The following is a 26,156-nucleotide window of genomic DNA, read 5'->3' as shown; positions in this document are numbered from 1 at the left end:
CGCCCAGGCCATGGGGCCGCGGCAGGTCGGGGATCGACGTGGAAGTAACCCAGCCTACCTGAGATCTACTCGCCACGATCGCGGGGAAAACGTCCAGCGGCCAGGGCGACCGTGGACACCACCGCCCAGGTGGCCTCCAGGAGGAGGAAGCCCCAGGCGGAGTGTGCGATGGCGATCACCGCCAGCACCGTGGAGCCGGCGGCGTTGAGCACCAGGTACGTCGGGGAGTGGGCATCCAGCCGCCCCAACTGGGTGGCGGCGAACGCGGCGAGGATCAGCAGCGAGCCGCCGACCTCGATAAAAGTGAGGGTCATGGCCGTCTGCGCGCCGTCTTTGCTGGACCGGGTACGGCAGCGCTCTCGTCCGGGGCGGTCGCGAGTGGCGCCGCCTGCCGTCCAGGCTACCCAGCCGCCCGCGGATCCGCCCGTTTTGGTGGGATAGTTCACCAGTCCATCGAGGCTAGTCCGTCGAGCATGTCGTTGCGGAAGACGCCGGCGGGGTCGTGGCGGCGGGCCAGGGTGGCGAAGTCCCGCAGCCGCTCGTACCGCTCGGCCAGCAGGTCCGGGGCCATCACGAAGACCTTGCCCCAGTGCGGCCGGGCGGCGAACGGCGCGAGCCGCTCCTCGATCGCGGCGAGCACCGGAGTGACCGCCGCGGTGTCCTTGACCCAGGTGAAGTGAAACGCGACGCTGTCCCGCCCGTACGCCGGGCTCAGCCACAGGTCGTCCGCGGCGATCGTGCGGATCTCGGAGATCTGCAGGACCGGCGCGATCCGGTCGCGGATGCCATCCAGGGCGACCAGCGCGTCGACCGCGTCCCGGCGCGCCACGAAGTACTCGGACTGCAACTCCTCGCCGCTGCTCGGGGTGAACTCCAGCTGGAAGTGCGGCAGCCGCTCGTGCCAGGGACCGGGCACGCCGAGCTGTTCGGTGCAGTTGCTGGCCGGCATGCCGGGCACGGGGTGCCGGGGCCCGTCCGCCGGGGTGGCGCCCAGCCAGCGGCCGGCCGGCGCGGGCGGGCCGTCGACGCGGCGCTTGAGCCAGATGGTGAGCGTCCCCGCCCAGGCGGTGAACGCGCTCACGCTGTAGCCGGCGCCCATCACCTCGGCGAAGTGCTCCCGGAACGCGTCGAACGGCAGGCCGTCGTACACGTGCTGCTCGACCTCGAAGGTCGGCTGGAGGTCCAGCGTGACGCTCGTGGCGACGCCGAACGCGCCGAGCCCGACCACCGCCGCGGGGAAGAGCTCGCTGGTCCGGTCCAGCTTGACCTGTTCACCGCCCGCGGCGACCAGCTCCAGGCCCGATACCGCGGTGGCCAGGCCGCCGTTGCGCTCGCCGGACCCGTGCGTACCCGTCGCGCAGGCGCCGGCGATCGACAGGTGCGGCAGCGACCCGAGGTTGTGCAGCGCGAACCCGTTCTCGTGCAGGTACGGCGCCAGCTCCCCGTACCGCAGCCCGGCGCTCGCGGTCACGGTGCGGCCGGCGGAGTCGATGTCCATCAGCCGGGGCAGCCCGGCGACGGAGACCAGATCGCCGGGCGAGTCGGCGATCCGGTTGAACGAGTGCGCGGTGCCGAGGGCGTGGACCTTCGGCGCGCCCGCGACGAGGTCGCGGATCTCCGCGACGGAGGAGGGGCGGTGCAGGCGCTTTGCGTCGAACGTGACGTTGCCGGCCCAGTTGACGATGCGGTCGCTCATGCAGCAGATCGTCCCTCACCCGGTACCCTCGGGTGGTGTCCGCATCTTCCCCGGTTGGTCGCCGTGTTGCCCTGTTGACGTTGGGCTGTGCTCGCAACGAGGTCGACTCGGAGGAGCTGGCGGGACGGCTGCACGCCGAGGGGTGGGAGGTCACCACCGACGGCGAGCGCGCCGACGTGGTGCTGGTCAACACGTGCGGCTTCGTGGAAAAGGCCAAGCAGGACTCGATCCAGACCCTCATGGCGGCCGCGGACACCGGCGCCAAGGTGGTCGCGGCCGGCTGCATGGCCGAGCGGTACGGCCGGGAGCTGGCCGACAGCCTGCCCGAGGCGCACGCGGTGCTCGGCTTCGACGACTACCCGGACATCTCGGCCCGGCTCGGCGCGGTGCTGGCCGGTGAGCGGCACGACGCGCACACCCCGCGCGACCGCCGCGAGCTGCTGCCGCTCACCCCGGTGGCCCGCCGGGACACCGACGTGGTGCTCCCCGGACACCTGCCCAAGCATCTGCGCCGGCGCCGCCTCGCCGACGGCCCGGTCGCCTCGCTCAAGCTCGCCAGCGGCTGCGACCGCCGGTGCGCGTTCTGCGCGATCCCCGCATTCCGCGGGGCCTTCGTCTCGCGTACGCCGGACGAGCTGCTCGCCGAGGCCGAGTGGCTGGCCAAGACGGGCGTGCGCGAGCTGGTGCTGGTGAGCGAGAACTCCACGTCGTACGGCAAGGACCTGGGCGACCCGCGGCTGCTGGAGCGGCTCCTGCCGCAGTTGGCCGCCGTCGACGGCATCGTGCGGGTACGCGCCAGCTACCTCCAGCCGGCCGAGACCCGCCCCGGGCTGGTCGAGGTGATCGCCACCACGCCCGGCGTCGCGCCGTACTTCGACCTGTCCTTCCAGCACTCCAGCGAGCCGGTGCTGCGCCGGATGCGCCGGTTCGGCTCCACCGGCCGCTTCCTCGACCTGCTGTCGTCCGTGCGTTCGTTCGCGCCGTCGGCGGGGGCCCGGAGCAACTTCATCGTCGGCTTCCCCGGCGAGACCCGGTCCGATGTGGACGAATTAGTGCGCTTCCTCACCGACGCGCGGCTGGACGCCATCGGGGTGTTCGACTACAGCGACGAGGACGGCACCGAGGCCGCCACCATGTCCGGCAAGGTGAGCCGGGCGACGATCAAGCGGCGGTACGACAAGCTGCTCGCGCTCGCCGACGAGCTGTGCACCCAGCGGGCGGAGGAGCGGCTCGGCTCGACGGTGGACGTGCTGGTCGACTCGGTCTCGGGCTCCGCTTCGTCCGGCGAGATCGAGGGGCGGGCCGCGCACCAGGCCCCCGAGGTCGACGGCTCCACCACACTGGTGGCCGGCGACACGGGCGTCGACCTCGCCGCGCTGCGCCCCGGTGACCTGGTCCGCGCCACCGTCACCGCCACCGAGGGCGTCGACCTCGTGGCCGTACCGACCGAGATGGTCTCGGCGGCCCCGGGGTCGGCGGAGTCCGGAGCTTGGCGCGGAGCGGCAAGCTCGGAGTCTGCCGGCAGCCGGGGCCGAAGCGAGCGCAGCGAGCCAGCCGGCGGAGCACCTATATGACGGATCCGGCCGTGCGGGCGTCGATTCCTCCGGTGCCCGTGGTGAACGCCGCGAACGCGATCACCACGCTCCGGCTGTTCCTGGTGCCCGTCTTCGTCCTCATGGTCACGGCTTCGGAGATGACCGACCGGGACTGGCGGATCGCGGCCTGCGTCACGTTCGGGGTGGCGTCGCTCACCGACTTCATCGACGGCTGGATCGCCCGGCGGTACGGCCTCGTGACCGCGTTCGGCAAGGTGGCCGACCCGATCGCGGACAAGGCGCTGACCGGCTCCGCGCTGGTGCTGCTGTCCTGGTACGACCTGCTGCCGTGGTGGGTGACCGCCGCGATCCTGGTCCGCGAGATCGGCGTGACGCTGCTGCGCTTCTGGGTCATCCGGTACGGCGTCATCGCCGCCAGCCGTGGCGGCAAGATCAAGACGACGCTCCAGATCCTCGCGATCACCTGGTACCTGTGGCCCTTCACCTCCGGGCTCGCCGACGTCGGACCGTGGATCATGGCGGCGGCGGTGATCGCGACGGTGGTGACCGGCCTCGACTACACCGTCCGCGCCCTCCGGCTCCGGAGCGCCCCCTGATGCGCTTCGTTCCCACGGCTTGGCGGGCGCCCTGATCATGGAGCCATCGGCCGCTGCCGGCGTGATCCACGCGCTGGTCGAACGCAAGCAGACGCTGGCCGTCGTCGAGTCCCTGACCGGCGGCCTGGTGGCGGCCGCGATCGTGGAGGTCGCCGGGGCGAGCGCGGTCTTCCGGGGCGGCCTGGTGGTCTACGCCACCGACCTCAAGGCCACCCTGGCCGGCGTACCGGCCGACCTGCTCCACGCCCGCGGACCGATCGACCCCGACGTGGCGATCGCCATGGCCGAGGGTGGCCGGGCCCGGTGCGGCGCCGATTGGGGGCTCTCCACTACCGGTGTGGCCGGGCCCGAACCGCAGGACGGCCGGCCGGTCGGCCTGGCGTACGTGGCGGTAGCCGGCCCATCCGGGTCCGACGTGCGCGAACTCCACCTCGACGGGGGTCGCCAGGCCGTACGGGACGGCACCGTCACCGCGGCCCTCCGCCTCCTAGCCGCCCACCTCTAACCCCCTCCGCCCCCCGGGCCACAGCGTCCCCTGCCGTTCGATCAAGGCTTTTCCCGCCGATCAAGGGCGAACGGTCGTGCTTTGATCTCCGATCCACGGCCATTTGCCCTTGATCGACGCACAAGCCCTTGATCGACGCGTCCTTGATTGGCGGCGGTGGCGCCGCGAGCGAGGCGGTGGAGGCTAGGCGCGTGCCGGGGTGTCTGTTTTGTGACTCTGTGCGGGCAAGATCGATGGAGTGGGAAGCTGTCGTCGCGCTCTGGAGCGGGTACGGTTGCGAGAAGCGTTCCCAGGGGAGGTGCGATGGTCCTGCTACGCCGGGTGATCGGTGACGCACTGCGCGCGCGCCGGCAGGGGCAGCACCGCACCCTGCGCGAAGTGTCCACCGCGGCCAACGTGAGCCTCGGCTACCTCTCCGAGATCGAGAGGGGCCAGAAGGAAGCCTCCAGCGAGCTGCTCGCCTCGATTTGTGACGCCCTCGGTGCCCAGCTCTCCGAGGTGTTGCGCGAGGTGAGTGACACGTTGGCGCTCTCCGAGGAGATGGCGGGCGTGCTGGTGCCGGCGCAAGGTGGCGACCACGCGTCGTCGGCCGCCGCACCCGCTGGCGCGCCGACCTCTCCGGCACCCGCGGCCTCCTCGGCCAAGGCGGAGGCCGGTGTGCACCGGATCAGCGAAGGCTCGGTGTCGGTCTCGATCCGGCAGGAGACGCCGCTCAAGGCCGTCCTGCGGTCCACGCGCAACGTGCGCACCGCGCCCCGCGACCGCGATGTAGTCTGCGCCGCCTGAGCGGGCGTAGGGTTAACGCGCGGGGCGGCAGGGACGGGTGCTTACCCGGATATCCCCCTGAGGACGCATGACGCACTGGCGTCGGGCTGGGAGTATGGAACTCTGCCGGACCGCGGGGGCGCGTCGCTCGTGCGGCGCCGGCTCCGACCGGAGTGCAGACACTGAGGGGATACCGCGGAGATGGCGAACCCGTTCGTCAAGGGCTGGCGCTACCTGATGGCGTTGTTCGGCGCCAGGATCGACGAGTACGCCGATCCGAAGGTGCAGATCCAGCAGGCCATCGAGGACGCCCAGCGCCAGCATCAGGCGCTAGTGCAGCAGGCGGCCGCGGTCATCGGCAACCAGCGGCAGCTGGAGATGAAGCTGTCCCGCCAGATGTCCGAGGTGGAGAAGCTGCAGTCGATGGCCCGCCAGGCGCTGGTCCTGGCCGACAAGTCGCGGGCGGGCGGTGACGAGGCCGAGGCCGGCAAGTACGAGCAGACGGCAACGACTCTCGCCACCCAGCTTGTCGCCGCCGAGCAGTCGATGGAAGACCTCAAGACGCTGCACGACCAGGCGTTGGGGGCTGCCGGCCAGGCGCGCCAGGCGGTGGAAAACAACGCCATGATCCTCCAGCAGAAGCTCGCCGAGCGCACCAAGCTGCTCAGCCAGCTGGAGCAGGCCAAGATGCAGGAGAGCGTGGCCCGCTCGCTGGAGTCGATGTCGGCGCTGGCCGCGCCCGGCAACACCCCGTCGCTCGACGAGGTGCGGGAAAAGATCGAGCGGCGGTACGCCAACGCGATGGGCCGCGCGGAGCTCGCCGGCAACTCCGTCGAGGGGCGGATGCTGGAAATCCAGAAGTCCACGTTGGACCTGGCCGGATCGTCGCGGCTGGAGCAGATCCGGGCCAGCATGGCCGGGGAAAAGCTCGCTTCGAAGCCCGCCGCTCCCGCCGTCGAGCCGGCCGCCAGTGCCGCCGACACGGCCGGCGTCGCCCGGCTCGACCAGCTCCGGGCCAGCCTGGCCAACAAGGATAAAACCTCCGGCGACGCCAGCGCTGCCGGCTGAGCAGGGGAGTGACCCGTGGCTGACCCGCGAGCCCGCTACTTCCGACGTCTGCGCCGGCTGCGCCGGTCCGCGCGCCGCTGGAGTGTGCTCGCGGGGGCCTCGGGGCGCCGCTGCCGTGCTCACCCCGTACGCCGGGCTGGGCCTCGCCGACGCCTTCTGGGCCGCTGCGGCGGGCGGATCGGTCGTCATGGCCGCGTGGCGCTGGGTCGACCTGCGCGCGCTCGCCGCACAGCCGGCGCCGCCGCCGCTCGACCCGGCCATGGCCGGGGAGCAGGCCCGCGCCCGGCTGGTCGCCGCCGTGCAGCGGCTGCCCGTCGGGCGTTCGGCCCTCGATGAGGTACGTCGTCAGCAGGCCCGATTCGCCCTGCGCGGCTCGGTGGCGGCCGGCCCGTGGACCCGGCTCGACCGGGCCGCGGCGACCCTGTCGGGCCTCGCCGGCCGGCTGACCGGGCCGGGTGAGCCGGCGCTGCTGGAGGCGGCGGTGGCCGAGCAGTCCCTGCGTGACCTCGCGCACCGGGTGGCCAGCGTGGAAAAGGCGCTTCGGTTCGCGCCGTCCGACACCCGGCCGGCGCTGGAGGATGCCCGCGCCAACCTGGTCGAGCAGTTGGAGGGCGGCGTCGCGGCGTACGAGCGGCTGGTCGCGGCCGCCGCCAGCTACGTCGCCGAAGACGGCCGCATGGTCACCGAGCACCCCGCTGTCTCCCGCCTCACCGAGGCGAGTGACCTGCTGAGGGGCGTAGCGGCCGGCCTAGCCGAGCTCCGCGACCTCTCCGACCCCATGCGCACCCGAGGCTCCCAAACCGCCTGAGCCCCCGGAGCTTGGTGGGGCAGGGCGGGATCTTGCGTCCGATGTGTCCGCCACAACCGGGCCCAAGGTCCCGGCGTACCCCACCAAGTCGAGTGACCGAATCGATCTAGGAAGAATCGTGGGTATAAATCGGACTCGATACCCACGATAAGTCCTAGATCGACGCCAGCCTGCGGTGATCATGAAGTTAGCGTTGGGGAGAGCGCTTGCCCTGACGCTAACTTCATGATCACCGCAGAAATCGGACCACCGGCGACGCATCCAGCCTTGGGGGCGGCCTACTCAGGGCGGCTTGGCGGGCGGCGGGGGCTGTGGGCGAAGCATTAGCTGGTTATCAGGGCTACTGGGCCGAGGAGCCAGGCGTCGCGGGTTGTCGAGGCGGTCAGCGTCGGCGTCGAGGTGGGTAGCCGGCCGGTCAGGCGGCGGGCGTCCGCGCCGAAGGTGTGCCAGCCGTCCGGTGTGCCGTCGGCGCGGCTGCTGGCGAGGTTGGCGTCGCCGAGTGGCCGGCCGCCCAGCGTGACCCGCTCGCCGGTCAGCGTGCGGTCGCCTTCCCAGGCGACCAGACCGACCGTCGCCGCGCCGGCCGCGCCCCACACCGGCGACGAGAACGACGCCTCGCGCGGCAGCGGCGTGAACCCGTCGAACACCGCGACCGTGCGTTCCGGCCCGCCCGCGTCGACGATCAGCAGCAGCGCCCAGCCGCCGAACGCGTTCACCCCGCGCTCGAACGCCTCGCCGTCCACCGCGACCCACCACGTGTCGCCGCGGGTGCCGCGTACGAGGTGGGTGACGTCGGCCGACGCCTGGTACGTCGAGCCGTCGAAGTCGTCGTGCGAGGCGTGGTCCACGCGGGTCGCGGGGACGGTGGTGTAGCGGGTGCCGCCGGGTATGTGGAGTCGGGCGGTCGCGGAGTCGGGTGGCGATCCGGTGCCCGCCCAGTAGAGCCCGGCCCACATCACCTTGCCCCGCACGGGGATCCGCGCGCCGCTCACCATCGAGCCGTACGGGTAGCCGGGTGGGGCGGCCGGGTCGGCGTACCGGGTCATGCGGAAGTCGCCGTTGTCCGCCTCGCGCCGGCCCTCCCGGACTGAGTCGCAGGTCGGCGACATGCCACCGCAGGACAGCAGCGAGTTGCCGCCGACCGCGACGGTGGCCGGCATGGTGCCGGCGAGTACGGCGGCGAGCCCGCCGGCGCGTACCCCGGCTGGGGAGACCACCCGGGTCGCGACCGCGCGGGGCGCGGTGAGCCGGACCCGCGGCGCGCCCTCGGCCGCCGTGGCGGAGACGCTGACCGGCAGGTACGCGCGGGTGGTCGCGCCCGGCGGTAGGGAGGACCGGCGGCACCGGGTGCCGGCGCAGCGCCAACCGTCGCCCGCTGAGCCGCCGCGCAGCGTGACGCCGCGCGGCAGCCAGATGTGCGCGGTGAGCGGTCCGGTGTCGGGTACGGGAACCGGAGCGGCCCAGCCGCCCGACCCGCCCGACCGTCCGGAGTGGACGACGGTCAGCGCGAGCACGCCGGGCCGGCCGCGCACGAGCGTGCCGACCGGCTGCAAGCGGGCGTCGAGCGCGGCGATGCCGGGCGAAGGGGACGGGGAAGGGGGCGGCGGCTCCACATAGGACGCGACGGGGGTCGGCGCCACCAACGAAGGTGACACAGACACAGACACAGACGGAGACACAGACGGAGATGGCGGGGGCAAAACCACCGGAGTGGACTGTCCAGTCAGGACCATCGCGAGCACCAGCAGCCCGGCGACCACGGCCGCACCGGCGGTCGCCGCCTGGGTCGAGCGCCGGCGCACGAGCCGCCCGAAGAGGCCGGCGACGGTGGGCGCGGCGACGTACGCGCTGGCGGAGCCGGCCAGCAGCGCGCCGCCCAGGACCTCGCGCATGCCGGCGTTGACCTCGGCGAGTTCGACGAAGAGCAGGTGGCAGCGGCGGCACTCGGACAGGTGGTCGTCGACGCGGCGGTTGTCGCGGCGGGACAGCCCGCCCCGGACGTGGGCGCCGAGGCGTTCGATGGCCCACCGGCACTCGTCGGCGGGCCCGGCGGCGATGTGCTCCTGCAGGTAGTGCTGGCGCAGCCGTTCGCGCGCCCGGTACGCCATGGCGGCGACGCCGTTCGGGGTGAGGCCGAGCAGCGGCGCCACCGCGGCCGGAGGCTCGCCCTCGACCTCGGTGTGCCACAGCACGGTCTGCCACCGTTCGGGCAGCCGGGCGAAGGCGCGCGCGACGAAGGCGTACTCGATGCTCTGCACCGCCGTGTCCACAAAGGGCACGCCGGGGTCGTGGGCCGCGGGGTCGTCGGTCACCGACTCGCGGCGGTCCCGCCGGGTGCGGTCGTAGAAGAGCCGGCGGATCGTGGTCAGCAGGTACGGCCGGAAGGCCGTGTCCGGCCCGCCGCCCGCGCTCAGCGTGGCGAGCAGCTTGGCGAACGCCTCGGCCACGAGATCGTCGACGTCGGCCCGGTCGCGGACGAGCGTGCGCGCCACCCGGCGGGCCGCCTCGACGTGCCGGCGGTACAGCAACTCATACGCGGCGGTGTCGCCGGCGCGGACCGCGGCGATCAGTTCTGGGTCGCTCGGGTATTCGTCTGTCATCGTCCTGCCACCGGTCGGGGGAAACCACTGAAGCCAACGGCCGAGCGGTGGAGCTGTGACGCCCACGTCCGAGTTGTCCTGATAAATCCGTCCCGGAAATCCGCGTCATGACCGAGCGGCTGACCAGTCGTCGTGGTGGAGGTGAGGTCATGATGGACGACGAGCGATGGTTGACGGCCAAGGCGGCGGAACGGCGGGCCCGGACGACCTACCGCTACCGGACGGACGCCGCCGCGCTCCGGGACGCCTGGCGGGCCGCGACCGGCGAACGCGGCTGGGCGCCGGACGAGTGGTGGACGCCGGCGGTGGACGCGGTCACCCGATCACTGACGGAGGGTCGGGCGGCCGGACCGGCGTACGCGCAGCTCGGGCGGGAGCGGGCGGAGTCCGGGCACGGCATCCGGGCGGCGCTGGACGACCTGGCGGCGCTGCACGACGGGGACCCGCCGTCCCCGGCCGTACGGGCGGTGGTCGAGGCGTGGGCCGGCGTGGCGCTCGCCCCGGCCCGGGTCCGCTTCTGCCCCGACCCGCCCACGCCCGCGCACCTGCGCGCCCGGGTCGCCGAGCTGTACAGCCACCCGCACGACGGGCTGGCCCTGCTGGTGGTGCACCACCACGGGTGGGAGGCGGTGGCCGCGCTGCTGGAGGCCGGCGCCCGCACGCCCGCGGCCTTTCCCCTGGACACGCAGGTGGCGCGGCTCGCGCCCGGCCGGCTGGTCGCCCTGGTACGGCAGGACGGCGCCGCCCCGCTCCGCGCGGCGCTGGCGGACCAGGCGCGGATCGTCGCCCTCCCGGCGGACCTGCCCGGCGCGACTCAACTGGTAGAAGGCTGGCAGACCGGGCACCAGTAGGTGACCCGGTCCGCCTGTTCCACTTTGCGGATCGCCGTGCCGCAGCGGCGACAGGGCTGCGCGCGGCGGCCGTACACGTAGGTGGTCTCGGTCTTGCGAAGTGAGCCCGTCGTGGTCTGCGTCCAGCGGCCGCGGTTGGCGGCCAGGAGCTTGTGCGCGAGCGCGACCAGCGCGGGCAGGTCCGGGACGTCGCGCATCGGGGCCCACGGGCTGACGCCGCGGAGGAAGAGCACCTCGCACTTGTAGAGGTTGCCGATGCCGGCGAGGTTGGTCTGGTCGAGCAGCGCCTCGGCGATCGCGGTGTCCGGGCGTGCGGCGAGCCGGCTGACCGCCTCGGCCGGATCCCAGTCCGGGCCGAGCAGGTCCGGCCCCAGGTGCCCCACCAGCGTCTCCTCGTCTTCGGTCGGGAGCAGCGCCAACTCGTGCAGGTGGTAGCCGACCGCCACCGCGTCGGCGGTGCGCAGCACGGCGCGGATCAGGTGGGCGGGGCGGGCGGCCCAGCGCTCGCCCGGCGCGTACGCCCGCCACGCGCCGTCCATCCGCAGGTGCGAGTGGAGCGTCAGCCGCCGCGCCCCGTCCGGGTGGCGCACGCGCAGCAGGAGGTGCTTGCCGCGGCAGGCGGATTCGAGCACGGTCCAGCCGGACAGGTCGGTGGTGGCCAGCTGCGGCACCCGGAAATCGGTGGCGGTCAGGTGCCCACCGGCCAGCGCGCGGTGCAGCGCACGGGCGGTATTCCAGACGGTGTCACCCTCGGGCACCCGGTAATCCTCCCGCAGTTCCTAACATGAGCACGTGGACATCGAGATCTGCACGGTGGCGGACCGGCCGGACTGGGGCACCATGGTCGGCCAGCTCGACGGGTTCTGGCCGACCTTCATGTCCAACGACCCGACGGCGCGGCTCTACTACGGCTACTTCCTGTCGGCGTACCCGGAATTTACGCTCATCGCCTTCGACCACGAGGCCGGGCAACCTGTCGCGAAGGGCCATTCCGTCCCGATCTTCTGGGAGGGCGACCCGGCGGACGGCATGCCCGACGGCGGCTGGGACTGGGCGGTTCGGGCGTCCGCGTACGACCGGCTGGGCGGCGCGACGCCGACCATCGTGTCCGCGATCGAGATCCTCATCCGGCCGGACATCCGCGGCTCCGGCCTGTCCGCCCAGATGCTCGCCGCGATGCGCACCAACGCCGCCCGCCACAAGTTCGCGGACCTCGTCGCCCCGGTCCGCCCCAGCGGCAAGCACGAGCACCCGGACGTGCCGATCGAGGAGTACGTCACGTGGACCCGCGACGACGGCCTACCCGTCGACCCGTGGCTGCGCGTGCACGTACGGGCCGGCGGGCGGATCGTCAACGTGGCGCACACCAGCATGGTGTTTCCCGCCCGGCTGGCCCGGTGGCGGGAGTGGACCGGGCTGCCGTTCGACACGAGCGGCCCGGTGCGCGTGCCGCAGGCGCTCAACCCGGTGCACTGCGACATGGCGCAGGACCACGCGGTCTACGTCGAGCCGAACGTCTGGGTGCACCACCCGCTCAGCTAGCCGCGATCCGGACCACGTCGCCGGGCACCACGGACAGCACGACCGCGGCCCGGCCGCCGTTGACCGCGACCGCCGCGCGGCCGGCCGAGTCGACGTACACGACGAGCCCGCCGGGCTTCGCCTCCGCGAACGTGGTGCCGCGGATCGCCCGTACGCCGCCGACCCGCATGTTGGCCCCGAGCCCGTCGAGGGCCTGCCCGGTCGCGGCGAGCTGCACGTTGCCGAACCGGTCGATGGTCAGCACCTCCGCCTCCAGCCAGCCGTCGCCGACCGCGACGACCGGCTCCGGCAGGCGTACCAGGGAGGCGGGGTCCGCGCCGGGGCCGGCGTCGGCGAGGTCGGCGCCTCGCGCGAGCCGCGCCGCCACCGGCGCGAAGATGTCCCGGCCGTGGAACGTGCGCGACACGTCGGTCAGGAACCAGTCCGGGTTGGCCAGCTCGACCAGCGCCTCGACGCCGCCGAGCGCGTCCGCCGCCCACGGCAGCAGGCCATTGTCCGGACCGACCAGGAGGCCGCCGGGCGTCCGTGCCGCCACGCCCCGCCGGGCCGTGCCGACCCCCGGATCCACCACCGCCACGTGTACGGCGGGCGGCAGGTGGGGGACGGTCTGCGCGAGTACGGCGGCGCCCCGCGCCACGTCGCCGGGGGCGACTCCGTGTGAGACGTCGATGACCCGCACCGCCGGTGCCAGTCTGGCGATCACGCCGTGGCAGGAGGCGACGAACCCGTCGGAGAGCCCGTAGTCCGTGGTGAACGAGATCCAGTCGTAGGCGGCCATGCCAGAACGTTAGCGGTCGATCGCGATTCGTGTCGGTGCGGGCCCGATAGGGTTGTGCGCATGCGGCTGTGTATCTTCACGGAACCCCAGGAAGGCGCCTCGCACGACGATCTGCGGCGGGTCGCCCAGCGCGCCGAAGAGTGCGGGTTCGACGGGTTCTTCCGTTCGGACCACTTTCTGGCGATGTCCGGTGACGGGTTGCCCGGCCCCACCGACGCCTGGCTGACGATCGCCGCGCTCGCGGTGCAGACCAGCCGGATCCGGCTGGGCACGCTGGTCACGTCGGCGACGTTCCGGCTGCCCGGGCCGCTGGCGATCGCCGTGGCGCAGGCCGACCAGATGAGCGGCGGCCGGGTCGAGCTTGGCCTTGGCGCCGGCTGGTTCGAGGCCGAGCACACCGCGTACGGCATCCCGTTTCCGCCGGTCGGGGAGCGCTTCGACCGGCTGACCGAGCAGCTGGCCATCGTGACCGGCCTCTGGGGCACACCGGTGGGGGAGCGGTTCACCTTCCACGGCCGCCACTACGACCTGATCGACTCGCCGGCGCTGCCCAAGCCGGTGCAGACGCCCGGCCCGCCGATCATCGTCGGGGGCGCCGGCCCCAAGCGGACGCCCGCCCTGGCCGCCCGGTACGCCGACGAGTACAACGTGCCGTTCCGCGCGCTGGACGAGACGCGCCAGGCGTACGAGCGGGTCACCGCCGCCTGCGAGGCCGCCGGCCGGGAGGCGCCCATCGTGTTCTCCGCCGCCCAGACCGTCGCATGTGGACGTACGACGGCCGAGGCAAAGTCCCGCGCCGAGCGGCTCAGCCTGACGCCCGGCATCTACGGCACGCCTGCCGAGGTGGTCGACCAGATCGGCCGGTACGCCGAGGCCGGCGCGACCCGGTTCTTCCTGCAGATCCTCGACCTGTCCGACCTGGACCACCTGGACCTGCTCGCCGGGGAGGTCGCACCGCAGCTGCCGTGAAGCGGATCCCCGGGTTGGGGCATACCTCCTTGACAGTCCCCGCGAGGAGGTAACCGTATGAACGGCCATACCAGGTGAACGCGCCGCCGGAGGCTGACCGGGACGTCCGGCGCGCCGACGACCTCGCCGTCCTGGTCGAGTCGCGCGCGGACCCGGAACGCTTCGAGGCGCTCTTCGACCGCTACTACCCGGAGATCCACCGGTACGCCCGCGGCCGCCTCGGTGCCGCCGCGGCCGACGACGTGGCGTCGGAGACGTTCCTCATCGGCTTTCGCGGGCGGCGAGACTTCGACGGCGGGCCGTCGGGCGGGCACGTCCGCGCCTGGCTGTACGGCATCGCCACGAACCTCATCCGCCGGCACCACCGCGACGAGGAACGCCGCTTCAACGCGATGGTCCGCGTCCCCGCCGACCCGGTCGACGCCGGGCACGACGAGCGCGTGGTCGTCCGCCTCAGCGCGGAGCGCATCCGCGGCGAGCTGGCCGCCGCCCTCGCCGAGCTGCCCGCACGCGACCGGGACGTCCTGCTGCTCATGGCGCTCGGCGGGCTCGACCACCACGAGATCGCCGCCGCGCTCGACATCCCCTACGGCACCGTCTGCTCCCGCCTCAACCGCGTACGCCGCAAGGTCCGTGCCGCGCTGGGCGTCGACCCCACCCTCCCCGACTGAGCACAAGGGACACATGCGTCATGGATGACCTCAACATGATCCGCGCGGTCCTCTCGGTGGACCCCGAAACCGACAGCCAGGCCGCCGCCCGCGCGCGCCTGCGGCAAGAGATCCAGGCTTCGCGTACGGCCACGCGCGCCCCCCGATCGGCCTGGGCGATCCTCCGCTGGCCCCTGGCCGGCACCGGGCTGGTCGCCACCGCCGCGGCCGTCGCGATGGTCGTCGGCCTGGGCGGACCGGCGCCGTCGACGGACCAGGGCCCGCCCGGTGCGCAGGTGACGACCGCGGCACCGGCCAACGCCCAGGAGTTCCTCCTAGCCGCCGCGACCCAGGCCGAGAAGGAGCCGGCCACGTCCGGCCGGTACTGGCACGTGCGCTGGCTGATGAAGACCCCGGAGAGGCGGAGCGGGCCCTCCGGAACGCCCACCGACTTTCGCTGGCGGATCGTCGACCAGTGGGAGGCGGCCGATCCACGGGACGGCAACTGGTGGGGAACCCTGGAGTACAAGGACGGCAAGCAGGTCCGCGCCACCGATTTCGACAAGACGGACTTCGGCGGCTTCGGTGCCGAGGCCGAGTTCAGCCTCGCCGAGGTACGCCAGCTGCCCACGGAGCCGCAGGCGCTGCGGACCGTCCTGGAGGCGAAGGCGCGGAAACTGGGCAGCGACGTCGGCCACCTGACCCCGGACGGGACCGAAGGGTACGTGTTCGAGGCGAGCGCCGGCCTGCTCGCCCGATCGCCCGCGTCGCCGCCCCAGCGCGCCGCCGCGTACCGGCTGCTGGCGACCCTGAAGAACGTGCGGATCGCGCGGATCGCCACCGACAGCCAGGGCCGGACCGGGGTCTGCATCGTCCGCGAGGGCAGCAAGGAGGTGACCCAGCTGATCGTCGACCCGAAGTCGTACCAGATCTTGACCATCCTCACGAACCCCCAGCCGGGTGCGCGCGCCCGCCCCATCCAGGCGGACGGGGAGATGCTCACCACCATCCGCGAATGGACCGACGAGACACCCACCGCGCCGACGTTCCCGTAGGGTCCATCGATGACCCGTGTGCTGCTGGTGCCCGGCCGGAGTCCGGCCGGGCCCGACCACTGGATGACGCTGTGGGCGCAGGACCATCCCGAGTACGTGTGGGTGCGCCGCCGCACGACGCCGGACACCGACCTGGACGACCGGGTCGCCGCGCTCGACGCCGCCGTCAACGCGGCCGCCGAGCCGGCGATCCTGGTCGCGACGTCGCTGGGCTGCCTCACGGTGGCACGCTGGGCCGCGTCGCACGAGACCCGCCCGGTGCGGGCGGCCCTCCTGACCGTCCCGCCCGACGTGCCCGAGTGGGCGGAACCCTTCCAGCCGCTGCCGTTCCGGAGCATCGTGGTCGGCAGCCGCAACGACGAGCACATGTCCTTCGAGCGCGCCCAGGCGTACGCGGCCGGTTGGGGCGCCGAGTTCGTCGACGCCGGCGACGTCGGCCACCTGAACACCGCCAGCGGCCACGGCCCCTGGCCACTCGGCGACCAACTCCTCGTCCGTTTGGAGTAAACTGTCCAATCTCGGGGCGGCCCCAGTGGAATGCGCTCGCCTACGATGGAGGAATGCAGGTGCCGTACGCGGATCTTCACGAGATGTTGGACCGCCTGACTCCTGAGCAGGCGGAGGCCATCCGCGGCGTCATGCGCCAGTTCGCGGCGGCCGGTCGCCCAGGCCAGGAGCGGGGCGAGGATCTGCCACGGCGGTTGTCCTTCGTCGGCCAGGTTACTGACGGGCCGAGCGATCTCGCCGAGCGGTCCGAGGAGATCATCCGAGCCAGGTTCAACGACGCCGCGTGATCGTCGTTGACACCGGCCCGCTGGTCGCGGCCATCAACGCGAAGGATGCGCATCACGAGTCATGCGCCGCGCTGCTGCGCTCGCATCCCGGCCCGCTGATGGTGCCCGCACCGGTTATCACCGAGGTGTTCTGGCTGTTGGAGAGCACGCAGGGACCACAAGCCGAGGCGGCCTTTCTGGACGCCGTCGCGCGCAGCGAACTGGATGTGGTTGCCATAACGGCGCTCGACGCATATCGCATGGCCGAACTCGTGCGCCGCTATGCCGACCTGCCTCTCGGGGCGGTGGACGCCTCAGTCGTCACCGTCGCGGAGCGACTCCGCGTTACCGAGATCGCCACCCTGGACCGGCGGCACTTCACTGTCGTGCGGCCAGCCCACGTCGAGGCATTCACACTGCTCCCGGAGCCGACCTAACGCTGACGGGGTCATGCCTAGCCGCGTAGGCGGAGGCCCTTCGGCGTGGCACGGAAGCCGGCCGAGGTCAGCGCGGCGCGCAGGGGGACGTGAAGACCGCCTCGCCGTCCGCGCGCTCGACCGACAGCGCGCCGAGCGCGCCGGTATGGACCGCGTCCGCGAGCGCCTTCGCCGCCGCGGCCAGCGCGTCATCGTCGTCCACAAAGGACAATAGGGTACGCCCACCGCGCTCGACGTACAGCACCAGCTCGCCGCCGACCAGGACTACCAGGGCGCCCGCCTTGCGACCCGGCCGGTGCCCGGTGCCCTCCTGGGCGACCACGCGCTCGGGCCAGGGCAGCGCCGCGCCGTACGGGCTGGCCGGGTCGGTGGCCGCCAGGACCAGGGCGGTGGTGGATCGGCGGTGCTCGTCGGCGAGCGCGCGGAGTCGGTCGACCGCGCCCGGCACGGCGAACTGCGCCGCGCCCAGTCCTTCCACGAAGTAGCCGCGCCGGGCGGCGCCGCGCTCCTCCAGGGCGGCGAGCACCGGGTAGACGGCCGCGAACCCGCCGGTGACGCCCTCGGCGGCGACCGCGCCCCGGGTCACCACGCCGTGCCGCTCCAGCAGCGCGTCGGCGAGCGCGGCGGTCCGCCGGGTGGGGTCGGTGTCGCGCTCGGGCAGCCGGGACCAGCGACCGGCCACGGTGGGCGGGCCGGTGCGCGACGGCAGGGCCACCCGCCCCGGCCGCCGGTAGCGGGTGCGCGGGGCGCCCGGCTTCGCCCGGTGGGCACCACCGCCCCCGCCGAGCAGGGTGCGCAGCGGCGCGAGCGTGTCGTTGGTCAACCAGCCGGCCCACACCAGATCCCACACCGCCGCGATCAGATCCGCGTCGTCCACGGATCCCACGCGGTCGGAGAGCGCGCGGAAGAAGAGCGCCTGCCCACCGTCCAAGGCGTCGAGCGCCGCCTGATGAAGTGGGGTCAGGGCGAGCGACTCGTCGAGCGGTGGGAGCAGCAGCGGGGCCGTGTCCGCGTACGCCAGGGTCACCCAGCCGTCGCCGCCCGCGATCGCGCCCGACCCGGCCCACAGCACCTCACCGCTCGCGCACAACTCGTCCAGGTACGCGGGGGAGTAGTCGGCGACCCGCGCGGGCAGGACGAGCCGTTCGAGTGCGGACGCCGGCACCGCCGTGCCCTGGAGCTGCTCGATCGCGGCCGCCACCGCCTCGACGCCGCGCGCGGACGCCCCCACGTGCTGCCAGCGGGGCAGGAACGTGGTGAGCACGCGCGGCGGCACCGGCTCGATCTCGCGGCGCAGCGCGGCGAGCGAGCGGCGGCGCAGCATGCGCAGCACCTCGGCGTCGCACCACTCGGCACCGGCCCCATCCGGCGAGAACTCCCCGGAGACCACCCGGCCCGTCGCCGCGAGCCGCCGTAGCGCCTGCTCGACCACGAACACACCCAACCCGAACCGGGCCGCGCAGGCAGCCGCCGTGAACGGCCCGTGCGTGTGGGCATACCGGGCCACCAGGTCGCCGAGGGGATCGGGCACCGGCTCGACATACGCCTGGGCGACGCCGACCGGCAGCGCCACGCCGAGCGCGTCGCGGAACCGGCCCGCGTCTTCGACGCCGATCCAGCGCTGCTCGCCCGCGATGCGTACCCGGATGGCCCGCTTGGCGCCCTCCAGGGCGACCGGCCAGTCCGGCGCCACCCCGCGCTCGGCCAGCTCGGCATCGGACAGGTCGCCGAGCAGGCGCAGCAGCTCGGCGACGTCTTCGGCGTCGCGGGGCCGGCGCTCCTCGGTGAGCCATTGCAACTGCCGCTCGGTGGCGGTGACCACGGCCGGCTCCAGCAGCTCGCGCAGGTCGACCCGGCCCAGCAGCTCGCCGAGCAGGGTGGAGTCGAGGGCCAGCGCGGCCGCCCGGCGCTCGGCCAGCGGCGCGTCGCCCTCGTACAGGAACGCGCCGACGTACCCGAAGAGCAGCGACCGGGCGAACGGCGACGGCTTCGGACTCTCCACCTCCACGAGCCGGACCTTGCGGGCCGCCACGTCGCGCATCAGCCCGGCCAACCCGGGCACGTCGAACACGTCCTGCAGGCACTCGCGCGCCGCCTCCAGGGTGATCGGAAAGTCCGCGTACTCCCGGGCGACATCGAGCAGCTGCGCGGCCCGCTGGCGCTGCTGCCACAGCGGCTGGCGGCGGCGCGGGTCGCGGCGGGGCAGGAGCAGGGCGCGGGCCGCGCACTCCCGGAAGCGGGACGCGAAGAGCGCCGAGGTGCCGACCGACTCCTCGACCATCTGGGTGATCTCGTCCGGCTCGAACGCGACCAGCTCCGCCCCGGCGGCTGCTCCGCGGTGTCGGGCAGCCGCACCACGATCCCGTCGTCCGACGGCATGACCTGGGCGTCCACCCCGTATCGCTCGGCGAGCCGGCGGGCCACCGCGAGCGCCCACGGGCCGTTGACCCGGGCACCGAGGACACAGTGGACGGCCAGCCGCCAGTCGCCCAGCTCGTCGCGGAAGCGCTCGACCACGATCGTGCGGTCGTCGGGCAGCGCCCGGGTCGCCTCGCGCTGCTCGCGCAGGTAGGCCATCAGGTTGCCGGCGGCCCACTCGTCGAGCCCGTCCCCGCGCAGCGCCGCGATCGCCGCCTCGTCGTCCTGCCGTACGAGGGAGCGCAGCCGGGCGCCGATCGCACGGCCCAACTCGACCGGGCGACCGAGCTGGTCGCCCTTCCAGAACGGCATCCGCGCCGCCGCACCCGGCGCAGGTGAGACGAGCACCCGATCGGGCGTGATGTCCTCGATGCGCCACGACGTCGAGCCGAGCAGGAAGACGTCGCCGACGCGCGACTCGTACACCATCTCCTCGTCGAGCTCGCCGACGCGGGCCGCGCGCTCCGCGCCGGCCAGGAAGACCCCGAAGAGGCCGCGGTCGGGGATGGTGCCGCCGCTGGTGACGGCCAGCCGCTGGGCGCCGGGCCGGCCGGTGAGCAGATCGGCGGCGCGGTCCCACACCAGGCGGGGACGCAGCTCGGCGAACGCGGTCGACGGGTAGCGCCCGGAGAGCATGTCGAGCACCGCGTGCAGGGCCGAGTCGGGCAACTCGGCGAACGGCGCGGCCCGCCGGACCAGCGCGGCCACGTCGGCGACCGGCCACTGGTCGAGCGCCACCATGGCGACGATGTGCTGGGCCAGCACATCGAGCGGGTTACGCGGGTAGCGCAGCTCCTCGATCGCGCCGCCGATCATCCGCTCCGCCACCACCGCGCAGGAGAGCAGGTCACCGCGGTGCTTGGGAAACACGACGCCGCGCGAGACCGCGCCGACCTGGTGGCCGGCCCGGCCGATCCGCTGCAGGCCGGCCGCCACGCTCGGCGGCGCCTCGATCTGCACGACCAGGTCGACCGCGCCCATGTCGATGCCCAGCTCCAGGCTGGAGGTGGCGACCACGGCGGGCAGCTGGCCGGACTTGAGCGCCTCTTCGATGTGTTTGCGCTCTTCGCGGGAGACGCTGCCGTGGTGGGCGCGGGCGATCACCGGTGGCGCGCCGGTCGCGGCCCCGGACTGCGCCATGATGGCCGCCGGCAGGGCGCCGATCTCATGGCGCTCCGCTGCCAACTCGTTGAGCCGGGCGCACAGCCGCTCGGCGCTGCGCCGCGAGTTGGTGAAGACGATGGTCGAGCGGTGCTGGCCGATGAGGTTGAAGACCCGCTCCTCGACCGCCGGCCAGATCGACGCCCGGCGCGACCCCTCCTCCGGCTCGCCCACCTCGTCCAGCTGGGTCATGTCTTCCACCGGGACCTGCACGCTGACCTCGATGGTCTTGGCCGCGCGCGGCTGGACCACCTCGACCGGCCGGGACCCGCCCAGGAACCGCGCGGTCTCATCGATCGGGCGCACCGTGGCGGACAGCCCGATCCGCTGGGCGGGCCGGGGCAGCAGCGCGTCGAGCCGCTCCAACGACAGCGCGAGGTGGGCGCCGCGCTTGGTGGCCGCCACCGCGTGCACCTCGTCGACGATCACCGTCTCGACGCCGGCCAGGGACTCCCGTGCGGCCGACGTGAGGAGCAGGAAGAGCGACTCCGGCGTGGTGATCAAGATGTCCGGCGGCGTGCGGGCGAAGCTGCGCCGCTCGTCGGCCGGCGTGTCACCGGTACGCATGCCGACGGTGATGTCGGGCTGCGGGACGCCCAGCCGGGACGCCGCGTGCCGGATGCCGGCGAGCGGGGCGCGCAGGTTGCGCTCGACATCGACGGCGAGGGCCTTGAGCGGGCTCACGTAGAGCACCCGGCAGCGGTGCTTGGGGTCGGCGGGGAGCGGCTCGCGAGCGAGCCGGTCCAGCGACCAGAGGAACGCGGCGAGCGTCTTACCGGAGCCGGTCGGGGCGACGACCAGGGCGTGATGCCCCTCACCGATCGCCTGCCAGGCGCCGGCCTGCGCCTCGGTCGGCGCCGCGAAAGCGGCGCCGAACCACTCCCGCGTCGCCCGTCCGAACCGCGCCAGCACATCAGCCACGCGTCCAATCTTGCCTTCCGGGTACGACACAACCGATGGCGTCGCGCACCACTGCGACTGATGAGGCAATTGGTACGACATACGCACTTGCCGGTATTGCACGAAATCTAGTAGCTTCGCCGGCAACGCCAGGACAGTGCTGAGGGGGAACTGGTGTGATGCGTGGATTTCAGCACGATACGGACGTACTCGTACACCAGGTGGAGCGCCACCTGGTGCTGTTGCGGCTGTCCGGCCGGACCGGCCATGACCTGACGTTGGCCGAGCGGCTCGCCACCAGCCTCCGTGAGCTGATCGTCAGCACCACCCGGGCCAGTGCCGCCGACCGGGCCCGCGTACGAGCGGCCGTCCATTACTTCGTGTTGCGCCGGGAGAGCCGCAGCGACCGCCTGCCGGCTCGCTCCCTCACCGCCGACCAGCGGGTGGTCAACGAGATCGCCCGCGCCCTGGGCCGCGACGACCTGGTCGTCCAATCCCTCGCCGCCTAACCTCGCTCGCCCACCCCGGGCCCCCGCGCGCGCCCTGCTGCCCGCGCCCTGCCGCCCGCGCCCTGCTACACGCGTCGATCAAGGACTTCTGCGTCGATCAAGGGCATATGGCCGTGGATCGGAGATCAAAGCACGGCCATATGCCCTTGATCGGCGAGCAAGCCCTTGATCGACGTCCGCCGCGCGTGGGTCTGTCGCGCCCGGTCCGGCCCTGTCCCCGCCCGTCCCGGCCTGCTCGTCCGTCCGTGCCTGGCTGCGTCGATCAAGGACTTCTGCGTCGATCAAGGGCATATGGCCGTGGTTTGGAGATCAAAGCGCGACCATTCGTCCTTGATCGGCGAGCAAGCCCTTGATCGACGCGGAAGTCCTTGATCGACGCAGCCAGACCTTGATCGACGTGGCGTGGCGCGGATCGCGCTGCGGCGGAGCGGAGCAGCGCGGGGCGTAAGAGCGGTAACGGGTGAGGTGCGGCCTGTATGCTTACCGTTCGGCTAGTGGGCAGGAGATGGTGTGCGAGGTGACAGGACGGTCGTCGGCCGTCTGGTCGCCGCTGCCCTCCTGCTCGTGCTCGCCGTCACGTCCGTGCACGGTGCGGGCTCCACGGCCGCCCCGGCGGGAGCGATCGCCAACGGGCCCGCCTCGATCGGCGCCGCCGTCGTCCAGCACGCGCCCACCGCCGCGAGTTCCGACCATGACCTTCAGGTACCCGTACCGGAGCCGGTCGGGGCGCCGGAGCCCGATCCGGCGGCCACCGGCGACGCCACCTCCCCGACCGTACGGCCCGCGACGCTGGCCGCCGCCCCACACTCCTCCCGGGCACCACCCTCCACGTTGATCTGAGCTGCCCGACAGAGATCAACCCCGCGCCGGCGATAGGGCGCGGAGTGGAGGCGTACACGCATGCATATCGGAGACGCACTTGTCGCCCTGGGTGGGGCGTTCCTGGCGGCAGCCGTACTCGCTCGCCTCGGCGCGCGGATCGGCCTGCCCACCATTCCTCTCTTCATGCTCGCCGGGGTGGTGTTCGGGCCGCACACGCCCGGCATCGCGCTCGTCGAGAACCCCGACGACCTGGCCCTGGTCGCCGCGCTGGGCCTGGTCTTCCTGCTCTTCTACCTCGGTCTGGAGTTTCACACCGACGACCTGGTCGCGGGCGGGCGGCGGATGCTTGCCGCCGGCCTCGGCTACCTCGCGCTCAACATCGGCGGCGGGCTGGCGCTGGGGTTCGCGCTGGGCTGGGGCGCCCGCGAGGCGCTCGTGATCGCCGGCGTGGTCGGCATCTCCTCGTCGGCGATCGTCACGAAGCTGCTGCTCGAGACCGGACGCATGCGCAATCGGGAGTCCCGGCTCATCCTCGGCGTCATCGTGATCGAGGACATCTTCCTGGCGCTCTATCTGGCCATCCTGCAGCCGGTGCTGGGCAACGCCAGCGGTGCGGCTGAGGTGGCGCTCGACCTCGCCAAGGCGTTCGCGTTCCTGATCGTGCTCGCCGCGCTGGCCCGCTGGGGTGCCCGCGCCGCCGGCCGCCTGCTGCGGGTCTTCAACGACGAACTGCTGGTGGTCTTCTTCGTCGGGCTCGCGGTGCTGTCCGCGGGCGTCGCCGAGGAGCTGGGCGTGTCGGATGCGATCGGGGCGTTCATGATCGGGTTGGTCCTGGGCGGCTCGACGGCCGCCGAGCGGGTCCGCACGCTCGTGCGGCCGCTGCGGGACGGGTTCGCCGCGATCTTCTTCTTCACCTTCGGGCTGACCATCGACCCCGGCGACATCGGCCCGGTGCTGGTGCCGATCGCGGTGGCGGTGGCCGCCACCGTGCTGCTCAACATCGCCGCCGGCGCGCTTGCCGCGCGTTTGCACGGGTACGGCCGGCAGGAGGCGGCCAACATCGGCCTGACCGTGCTGACCCGGGGCGAGTTCTCGCTGATCCTCGGTTCGCTGGCGGTCGCCGCGGGGCTGGATTCGCGGATCGCCCCGTTCGTGGCCGGCTACGTGTTGATCCTCGCTGTGATCGGGCCGTTGGCCGTGCTGCGGTCGGAGCGGCTCGCCGCGCTGTTCCCCAAGCCTGTCTCACAGGAAACGTCCAGCTTATCTCGATAGGATGCGCCCATGATCGCGACCACTGCCCAGGAGGGCAGTAGTACCGAGCCGGGTGACCCCCGGCGATTCGTGAGCCGGTCGTGCTGATCGCGGTCGGTTTCCTGCTCATCCTGCTGCTCACCGCCCTCACCGGCTACTTCGTCGCGCAGGAGTTCGGCTACGTCGCGGTGGATCGCGGCAAGCTGCGCCGCCTCGCCGGCGAGGGCGACGCCGCCGCCGCGCGGGCGCTCAAGGTGACCGGGCGGCTGTCGTTCATGCTGTCCGGGGCGCAGCTCGGCATCACCGTGACGGTGCTGCTGGTCGGGTACGTCGCGGAGCCCTTCGTCGGCGAGGGGCTCGCCGACCTGTTGGGTACGGCGGGCGTGCCGCAGTCGGTCAGCCTGCCGGTCTCGGTCGTGCTGGTCCTGCTCATCTCCACCGTCGTGCAGATGGTGCTCGGCGAGCTGGCTCCGAAAAACCTGGCCATCGCCCGCCCGGAGGCGCTCGCCCGGCGGCTGAGCCGGTCCACGCTGCTCTACCTGGCCATGTTCGGCCCGGTGATCCGGATCTTCGACCTGGCCGCGGCCCGGTTGCTGCGGCGGGTCGGCGTCGAGCCGATCGAGGAGTTGCCGTCCGGCGCCACCGCCGAAGACCTGGAGCAGATCATCGCGGAGTCCCGCGCCGAGGGGCACCTCGACGTGCAGATCTCCACGCTGCTCGACCGCGGGCTGGACTTCCGGCGGCTCACCGCGGGCGAGGTGATGGTGCCGCGCGTCGACGTGCACACCATCCGTGCCGACGAGCCGGTACGTCGCGTCGTCGACCTGCTGGAGACCGGCCACTCGCGGTTCCCCGTGCGGGGCGCCGACGGCGTCGACGACGTGGTGGGCGTGGTAGGCATCGCCGACGTGATGGAAGTGCCGCCGGGCGAGCGCGCGACCACGCCGGTGCGGGACGTGGGCGTACCCCCGCTGCTGGTGCCGACGACGCTGCCGCTGCCGGCGGTGCTGGACCGGCTGCGGGCCGGGCATCGCCAGATGGCGTGTGTGGTGGATGAGTATGGCGGCTTTGCCGGCGTCATCACGCTGGAAGACATCGCCGAGGAGCTTGTCGGCCCGATCCGCGACGAGGACGACCACCCGGAGCCGGCGCCGGCACGCCAGTCGGACGGGTCGTGGCTGGTGCCGGCGCGCTGGCGGATCGACGAGGTGGCCGACGCGACGGGCATCGAGCTGCCCGCGGCACCGGAGTACGACACGCTTTCCGGCCTGGTGATGCGCGAGTTGGGCGAGTGCCCACTGTGGGCGATCGGATGGAGCTCGGCGCCGTCGTCCTCAGTGTCCAGTCGGTCGAGCGTCACGTGGCCGAGCAGGTACGGCTGGAGGTGGTGTCGTGAGCACCACCTGGGCCCTGCTGTTGTCGCTCCTGCTGCTGGCGCTGAACGGCTTCTTCGTGGCGGCCGAGTTCGCGCTCGTGGGCAGCAAGCGCTACCGGTTGGAGCAGGCGGCGGCGTCCGGAAACCGGGCGGCGCGGGCGGCCCTCGACGGCACCCGCGAGCTGTCCGTGATGCTGGCCGGCGCGCAGCTCGGCATCACGCTGTGCACGCTGGGTCTCGGCGCGCTCGCCGAACCCGCCATCGAGCACGTGCTGGGGCCGGCGCTGCACGCGGTCGGCCTGCCGGACACGGCGAGCCACGTCATCGCGTTCCTGGTGGCGCTCTTCGTTGTCGGGTTCATGCACCTCGTCGTCGGCGAGATGGCGCCCAAGTCGTGGGCCATCACCGATCCGGAGCGTTCGGCGCTGCTGCTGGCGTTGCCGTTCCGCGCGTTCGCGCGGCTGACCCGGCCGGCGCTCGTCCTCTTCAACGGCCTCGCCAACGCCGTGCTGCGACTGGCCAAAGTGGAGCCGCAGGACCACCTCGCGCACGTGCACGGGCCGGAGGAGTTGCGCATCCTGCTGGAGCAGTCGCGCGAGCACGGCACGCTGGCCGCCGACCAGGAGCAGTTGCTGTCCAGCATGCTCCAGTTGCAGCGCACCACGGTGGCCGACGTGATGACGCCGGCCGACCGGCTCGTCACGGTCGCGCCCGGCGACAGCGCGGAGCGGATCGAGGCGGTGTCGCGCTCCTGCGGGCGGTCCCGGCTGGCCGTGGCGGATTCCGGCCTGGTGGGCCTGGTCCATGTGCGGGACGCTGTACGGGCGACCACGTTCGGGCGACCGGCGACCGCGGCCGAGTTGATGGCGCCGCCGTTCACCCTGCCGGGCACGGCGACGGTCACCGAGGCGGTCGCGGCGATGCGGGCCGACCGGGCGCAGTTCGCCCTGGTCCGCGACGGCGCGGCCACGGTCGGGTTCGTAGCCCTGGAGGACCTGCTCGAAGAGGTCATCGGCGAGTTCGACGACGAGACGGATGCCGTGCCGCGAGGCCGGCGGATGCGATAGGAGC

At 73.0% G+C, this 26,156-nt stretch carries 21 protein-coding genes, 4 pseudogenes and 1 riboswitch; of the genes and pseudogenes, 19 read left to right on the top strand and 6 right to left on the bottom strand.

The genetic code is table 11. The annotated features are described in order from the left end of the window. Positions 1–65: 65 nt before the first annotated feature. Both Prum_RS11985 and Prum_RS11980 read right to left on the bottom strand, forming a co-directional pair. Complete coding sequence (locus Prum_RS11985) at positions 66–314, bottom strand: CBU_0592 family membrane protein (protein WP_173076461.1); 249 nt, start codon at positions 312–314, stop codon at positions 66–68. A gap of 7 nt (positions 315–321) precedes the next feature. Continuing rightward, a riboswitch (guanidine-III (ykkC-III) riboswitch) is annotated at positions 322–391 on the bottom strand. 51 nt (positions 392–442) lie between these two features. After that, positions 443–1,696 (bottom strand): D-arabinono-1,4-lactone oxidase, encoded by a 1,254-nt coding sequence (locus Prum_RS11980; protein ID WP_173076459.1) that lies wholly within the window; start codon positions 1,694–1,696, stop codon positions 443–445. A gap of 32 nt (positions 1,697–1,728) precedes the next feature. On the opposite strand from Prum_RS11980, the pseudogene rimO reads away from it, so the two are divergent. From rimO to pspM, 6 genes and pseudogenes are all read left to right on the top strand, one after another. Continuing rightward, positions 1,729–3,174 (top strand): annotated as a pseudogene (rimO, locus tag Prum_RS11975) (30S ribosomal protein S12 methylthiotransferase RimO); the annotation flags it as partial. Positions 3,175–3,266: 92 nt separating this feature from the next. Further along, entirely contained in the window at positions 3,267–3,848 is a 582-nt protein-coding gene (gene pgsA / locus Prum_RS11970) for a CDP-diacylglycerol--glycerol-3-phosphate 3-phosphatidyltransferase (protein ID WP_173076455.1), read from the top strand. Positions 3,849–3,885: 37 nt separating this feature from the next. Continuing rightward, complete coding sequence (locus Prum_RS11965) at positions 3,886–4,353, top strand: CinA family protein (protein WP_173076453.1); 468 nt, start codon at positions 3,886–3,888, stop codon at positions 4,351–4,353. Positions 4,354–4,656: 303 nt separating this feature from the next. After that, entirely contained in the window at positions 4,657–5,139 is a 483-nt protein-coding gene (locus Prum_RS11960) for a helix-turn-helix domain-containing protein (RefSeq protein WP_173076451.1), read from the top strand. A 180-nt stretch (positions 5,140–5,319) separates the two neighbouring features. Then, on the top strand, positions 5,320–6,186 hold the full coding sequence (locus Prum_RS11955) for a PspA/IM30 family protein (RefSeq protein ID WP_173076449.1): 867 nt from the start codon (positions 5,320–5,322) through the stop codon (positions 6,184–6,186). Between the two features lie 15 nt (positions 6,187–6,201). Continuing rightward, a pseudogene (gene pspM, locus Prum_RS11950) lies at positions 6,202–6,994 on the top strand (phage shock envelope stress response protein PspM). A gap of 323 nt (positions 6,995–7,317) precedes the next feature. Here pspM and Prum_RS11945 read toward each other — a convergent pair. After that, positions 7,318–9,594, bottom strand: coding sequence for a sigma-70 family RNA polymerase sigma factor (locus tag Prum_RS11945; protein ID WP_173076447.1), 2,277 nt, complete (start codon positions 9,592–9,594; stop codon positions 7,318–7,320). 149 nt (positions 9,595–9,743) lie between these two features. On the opposite strand from Prum_RS11945, the gene Prum_RS11940 reads away from it, so the two are divergent. Further along, positions 9,744–10,445, top strand: coding sequence for a hypothetical protein (locus tag Prum_RS11940; RefSeq protein WP_218577215.1), 702 nt, complete (start codon positions 9,744–9,746; stop codon positions 10,443–10,445). Here the strand turns inward: Prum_RS11940 and Prum_RS11935 are convergent. Continuing rightward, a complete protein-coding gene (locus Prum_RS11935; protein ID WP_173076443.1) occupies positions 10,409–11,203 on the bottom strand; it encodes a zinc finger domain-containing protein in 795 nt (264 codons plus the stop codon). The genes Prum_RS11940 and Prum_RS11935 overlap by 37 nt on opposite strands. Positions 11,204–11,237: 34 nt before the next feature. Here Prum_RS11935 and Prum_RS11930 point away from each other — a divergent pair, with 34 nt between their 5' ends. Further along, positions 11,238–11,987 (top strand): N-acetyltransferase, encoded by a 750-nt coding sequence (locus Prum_RS11930; protein ID WP_173076441.1) that lies wholly within the window; start codon positions 11,238–11,240, stop codon positions 11,985–11,987. Here Prum_RS11930 and Prum_RS11925 read toward each other — a convergent pair. Next, entirely contained in the window at positions 11,980–12,765 is a 786-nt protein-coding gene (locus Prum_RS11925) for an SAM hydrolase/SAM-dependent halogenase family protein (protein ID WP_173076439.1), read from the bottom strand. The genes Prum_RS11930 and Prum_RS11925 overlap by 8 nt on opposite strands. Before the next feature lie 60 nt (positions 12,766–12,825). Between Prum_RS11925 and Prum_RS11920 the strand changes: the two genes are divergently transcribed. The 6 genes from Prum_RS11920 (at position 12,826) to Prum_RS11895 (ending at position 16,649) form a co-directional block, all read left to right on the top strand. Continuing rightward, positions 12,826–13,734 (top strand): LLM class F420-dependent oxidoreductase, encoded by a 909-nt coding sequence (locus tag Prum_RS11920; RefSeq protein WP_173076437.1) that lies wholly within the window; start codon positions 12,826–12,828, stop codon positions 13,732–13,734. A gap of 74 nt (positions 13,735–13,808) precedes the next feature. Continuing rightward, complete coding sequence (locus Prum_RS11915; RefSeq protein ID WP_173076435.1) at positions 13,809–14,405, top strand: RNA polymerase sigma factor; 597 nt, start codon at positions 13,809–13,811, stop codon at positions 14,403–14,405. Positions 14,406–14,425: 20 nt separating this feature from the next. Continuing rightward, complete coding sequence (locus Prum_RS11910; RefSeq protein WP_173076433.1) at positions 14,426–15,439, top strand: CU044_5270 family protein; 1,014 nt, start codon at positions 14,426–14,428, stop codon at positions 15,437–15,439. A gap of 9 nt (positions 15,440–15,448) precedes the next feature. Further along, positions 15,449–15,946 carry an RBBP9/YdeN family alpha/beta hydrolase gene (locus tag Prum_RS11905; RefSeq protein WP_173076432.1) on the top strand — a complete coding sequence of 166 codons (498 nt, stop codon included), beginning with the start codon at positions 15,449–15,451 and terminating at the stop codon, positions 15,944–15,946. Between the two features lie 53 nt (positions 15,947–15,999). Continuing rightward, entirely contained in the window at positions 16,000–16,233 is a 234-nt protein-coding gene (locus Prum_RS11900) for a hypothetical protein (protein WP_173076430.1), read from the top strand. Further along, the gene (locus tag Prum_RS11895; RefSeq protein WP_173076428.1) at positions 16,230–16,649 is read left to right on the top strand and encodes a type II toxin-antitoxin system VapC family toxin; all 420 of its coding nucleotides are present in this window, start codon (positions 16,230–16,232) and stop codon (positions 16,647–16,649) included. The genes Prum_RS11900 and Prum_RS11895 overlap by 4 nt, the downstream gene beginning before the upstream one ends. Before the next feature lie 17 nt (positions 16,650–16,666). Here the strand turns inward: Prum_RS11895 and Prum_RS11890 are convergent. Continuing rightward, a pseudogene (locus Prum_RS11890) lies at positions 16,667–21,137 on the bottom strand (ATP-dependent helicase); the annotation flags it as partial. 170 nt (positions 21,138–21,307) lie between these two features. Between Prum_RS11890 and Prum_RS11885 the strand changes: the two are divergent. From Prum_RS11885 to Prum_RS11865, 5 genes and pseudogenes are all read left to right on the top strand, one after another. Next, positions 21,308–21,637, top strand: a complete 330-nt coding sequence (locus Prum_RS11885) for a hypothetical protein (protein ID WP_173076426.1) — start codon at positions 21,308–21,310, stop codon at positions 21,635–21,637. 510 nt (positions 21,638–22,147) lie between these two features. After that, positions 22,148–22,477 (top strand): hypothetical protein, encoded by a 330-nt coding sequence (locus Prum_RS11880; protein WP_173076425.1) that lies wholly within the window; start codon positions 22,148–22,150, stop codon positions 22,475–22,477. A 60-nt stretch (positions 22,478–22,537) separates the two neighbouring features. After that, entirely contained in the window at positions 22,538–23,731 is a 1,194-nt protein-coding gene (locus tag Prum_RS11875) for a cation:proton antiporter (protein ID WP_173076423.1), read from the top strand. A gap of 80 nt (positions 23,732–23,811) precedes the next feature. Continuing rightward, positions 23,812–25,106: pseudogene (locus Prum_RS11870) on the top strand (hemolysin family protein). Continuing rightward, on the top strand, positions 25,103–26,152 hold the full coding sequence (locus Prum_RS11865) for a hemolysin family protein (protein WP_173076421.1): 1,050 nt from the start codon (positions 25,103–25,105) through the stop codon (positions 26,150–26,152). Before Prum_RS11870 ends, Prum_RS11865 begins: the two are co-directional and overlap by 4 nt. Positions 26,153–26,156: the final 4 nt, after the last annotated feature.

It is taken from the genome of Phytohabitans rumicis (genome assembly GCF_011764445.1).
Lineage (GTDB): Bacteria > Actinomycetota > Actinomycetes > Mycobacteriales > Micromonosporaceae > Phytohabitans > Phytohabitans rumicis.
Note: the sequence above shows the minus strand (reverse complement) of the source record. Positions and strands in the feature narration are given on the sequence as shown.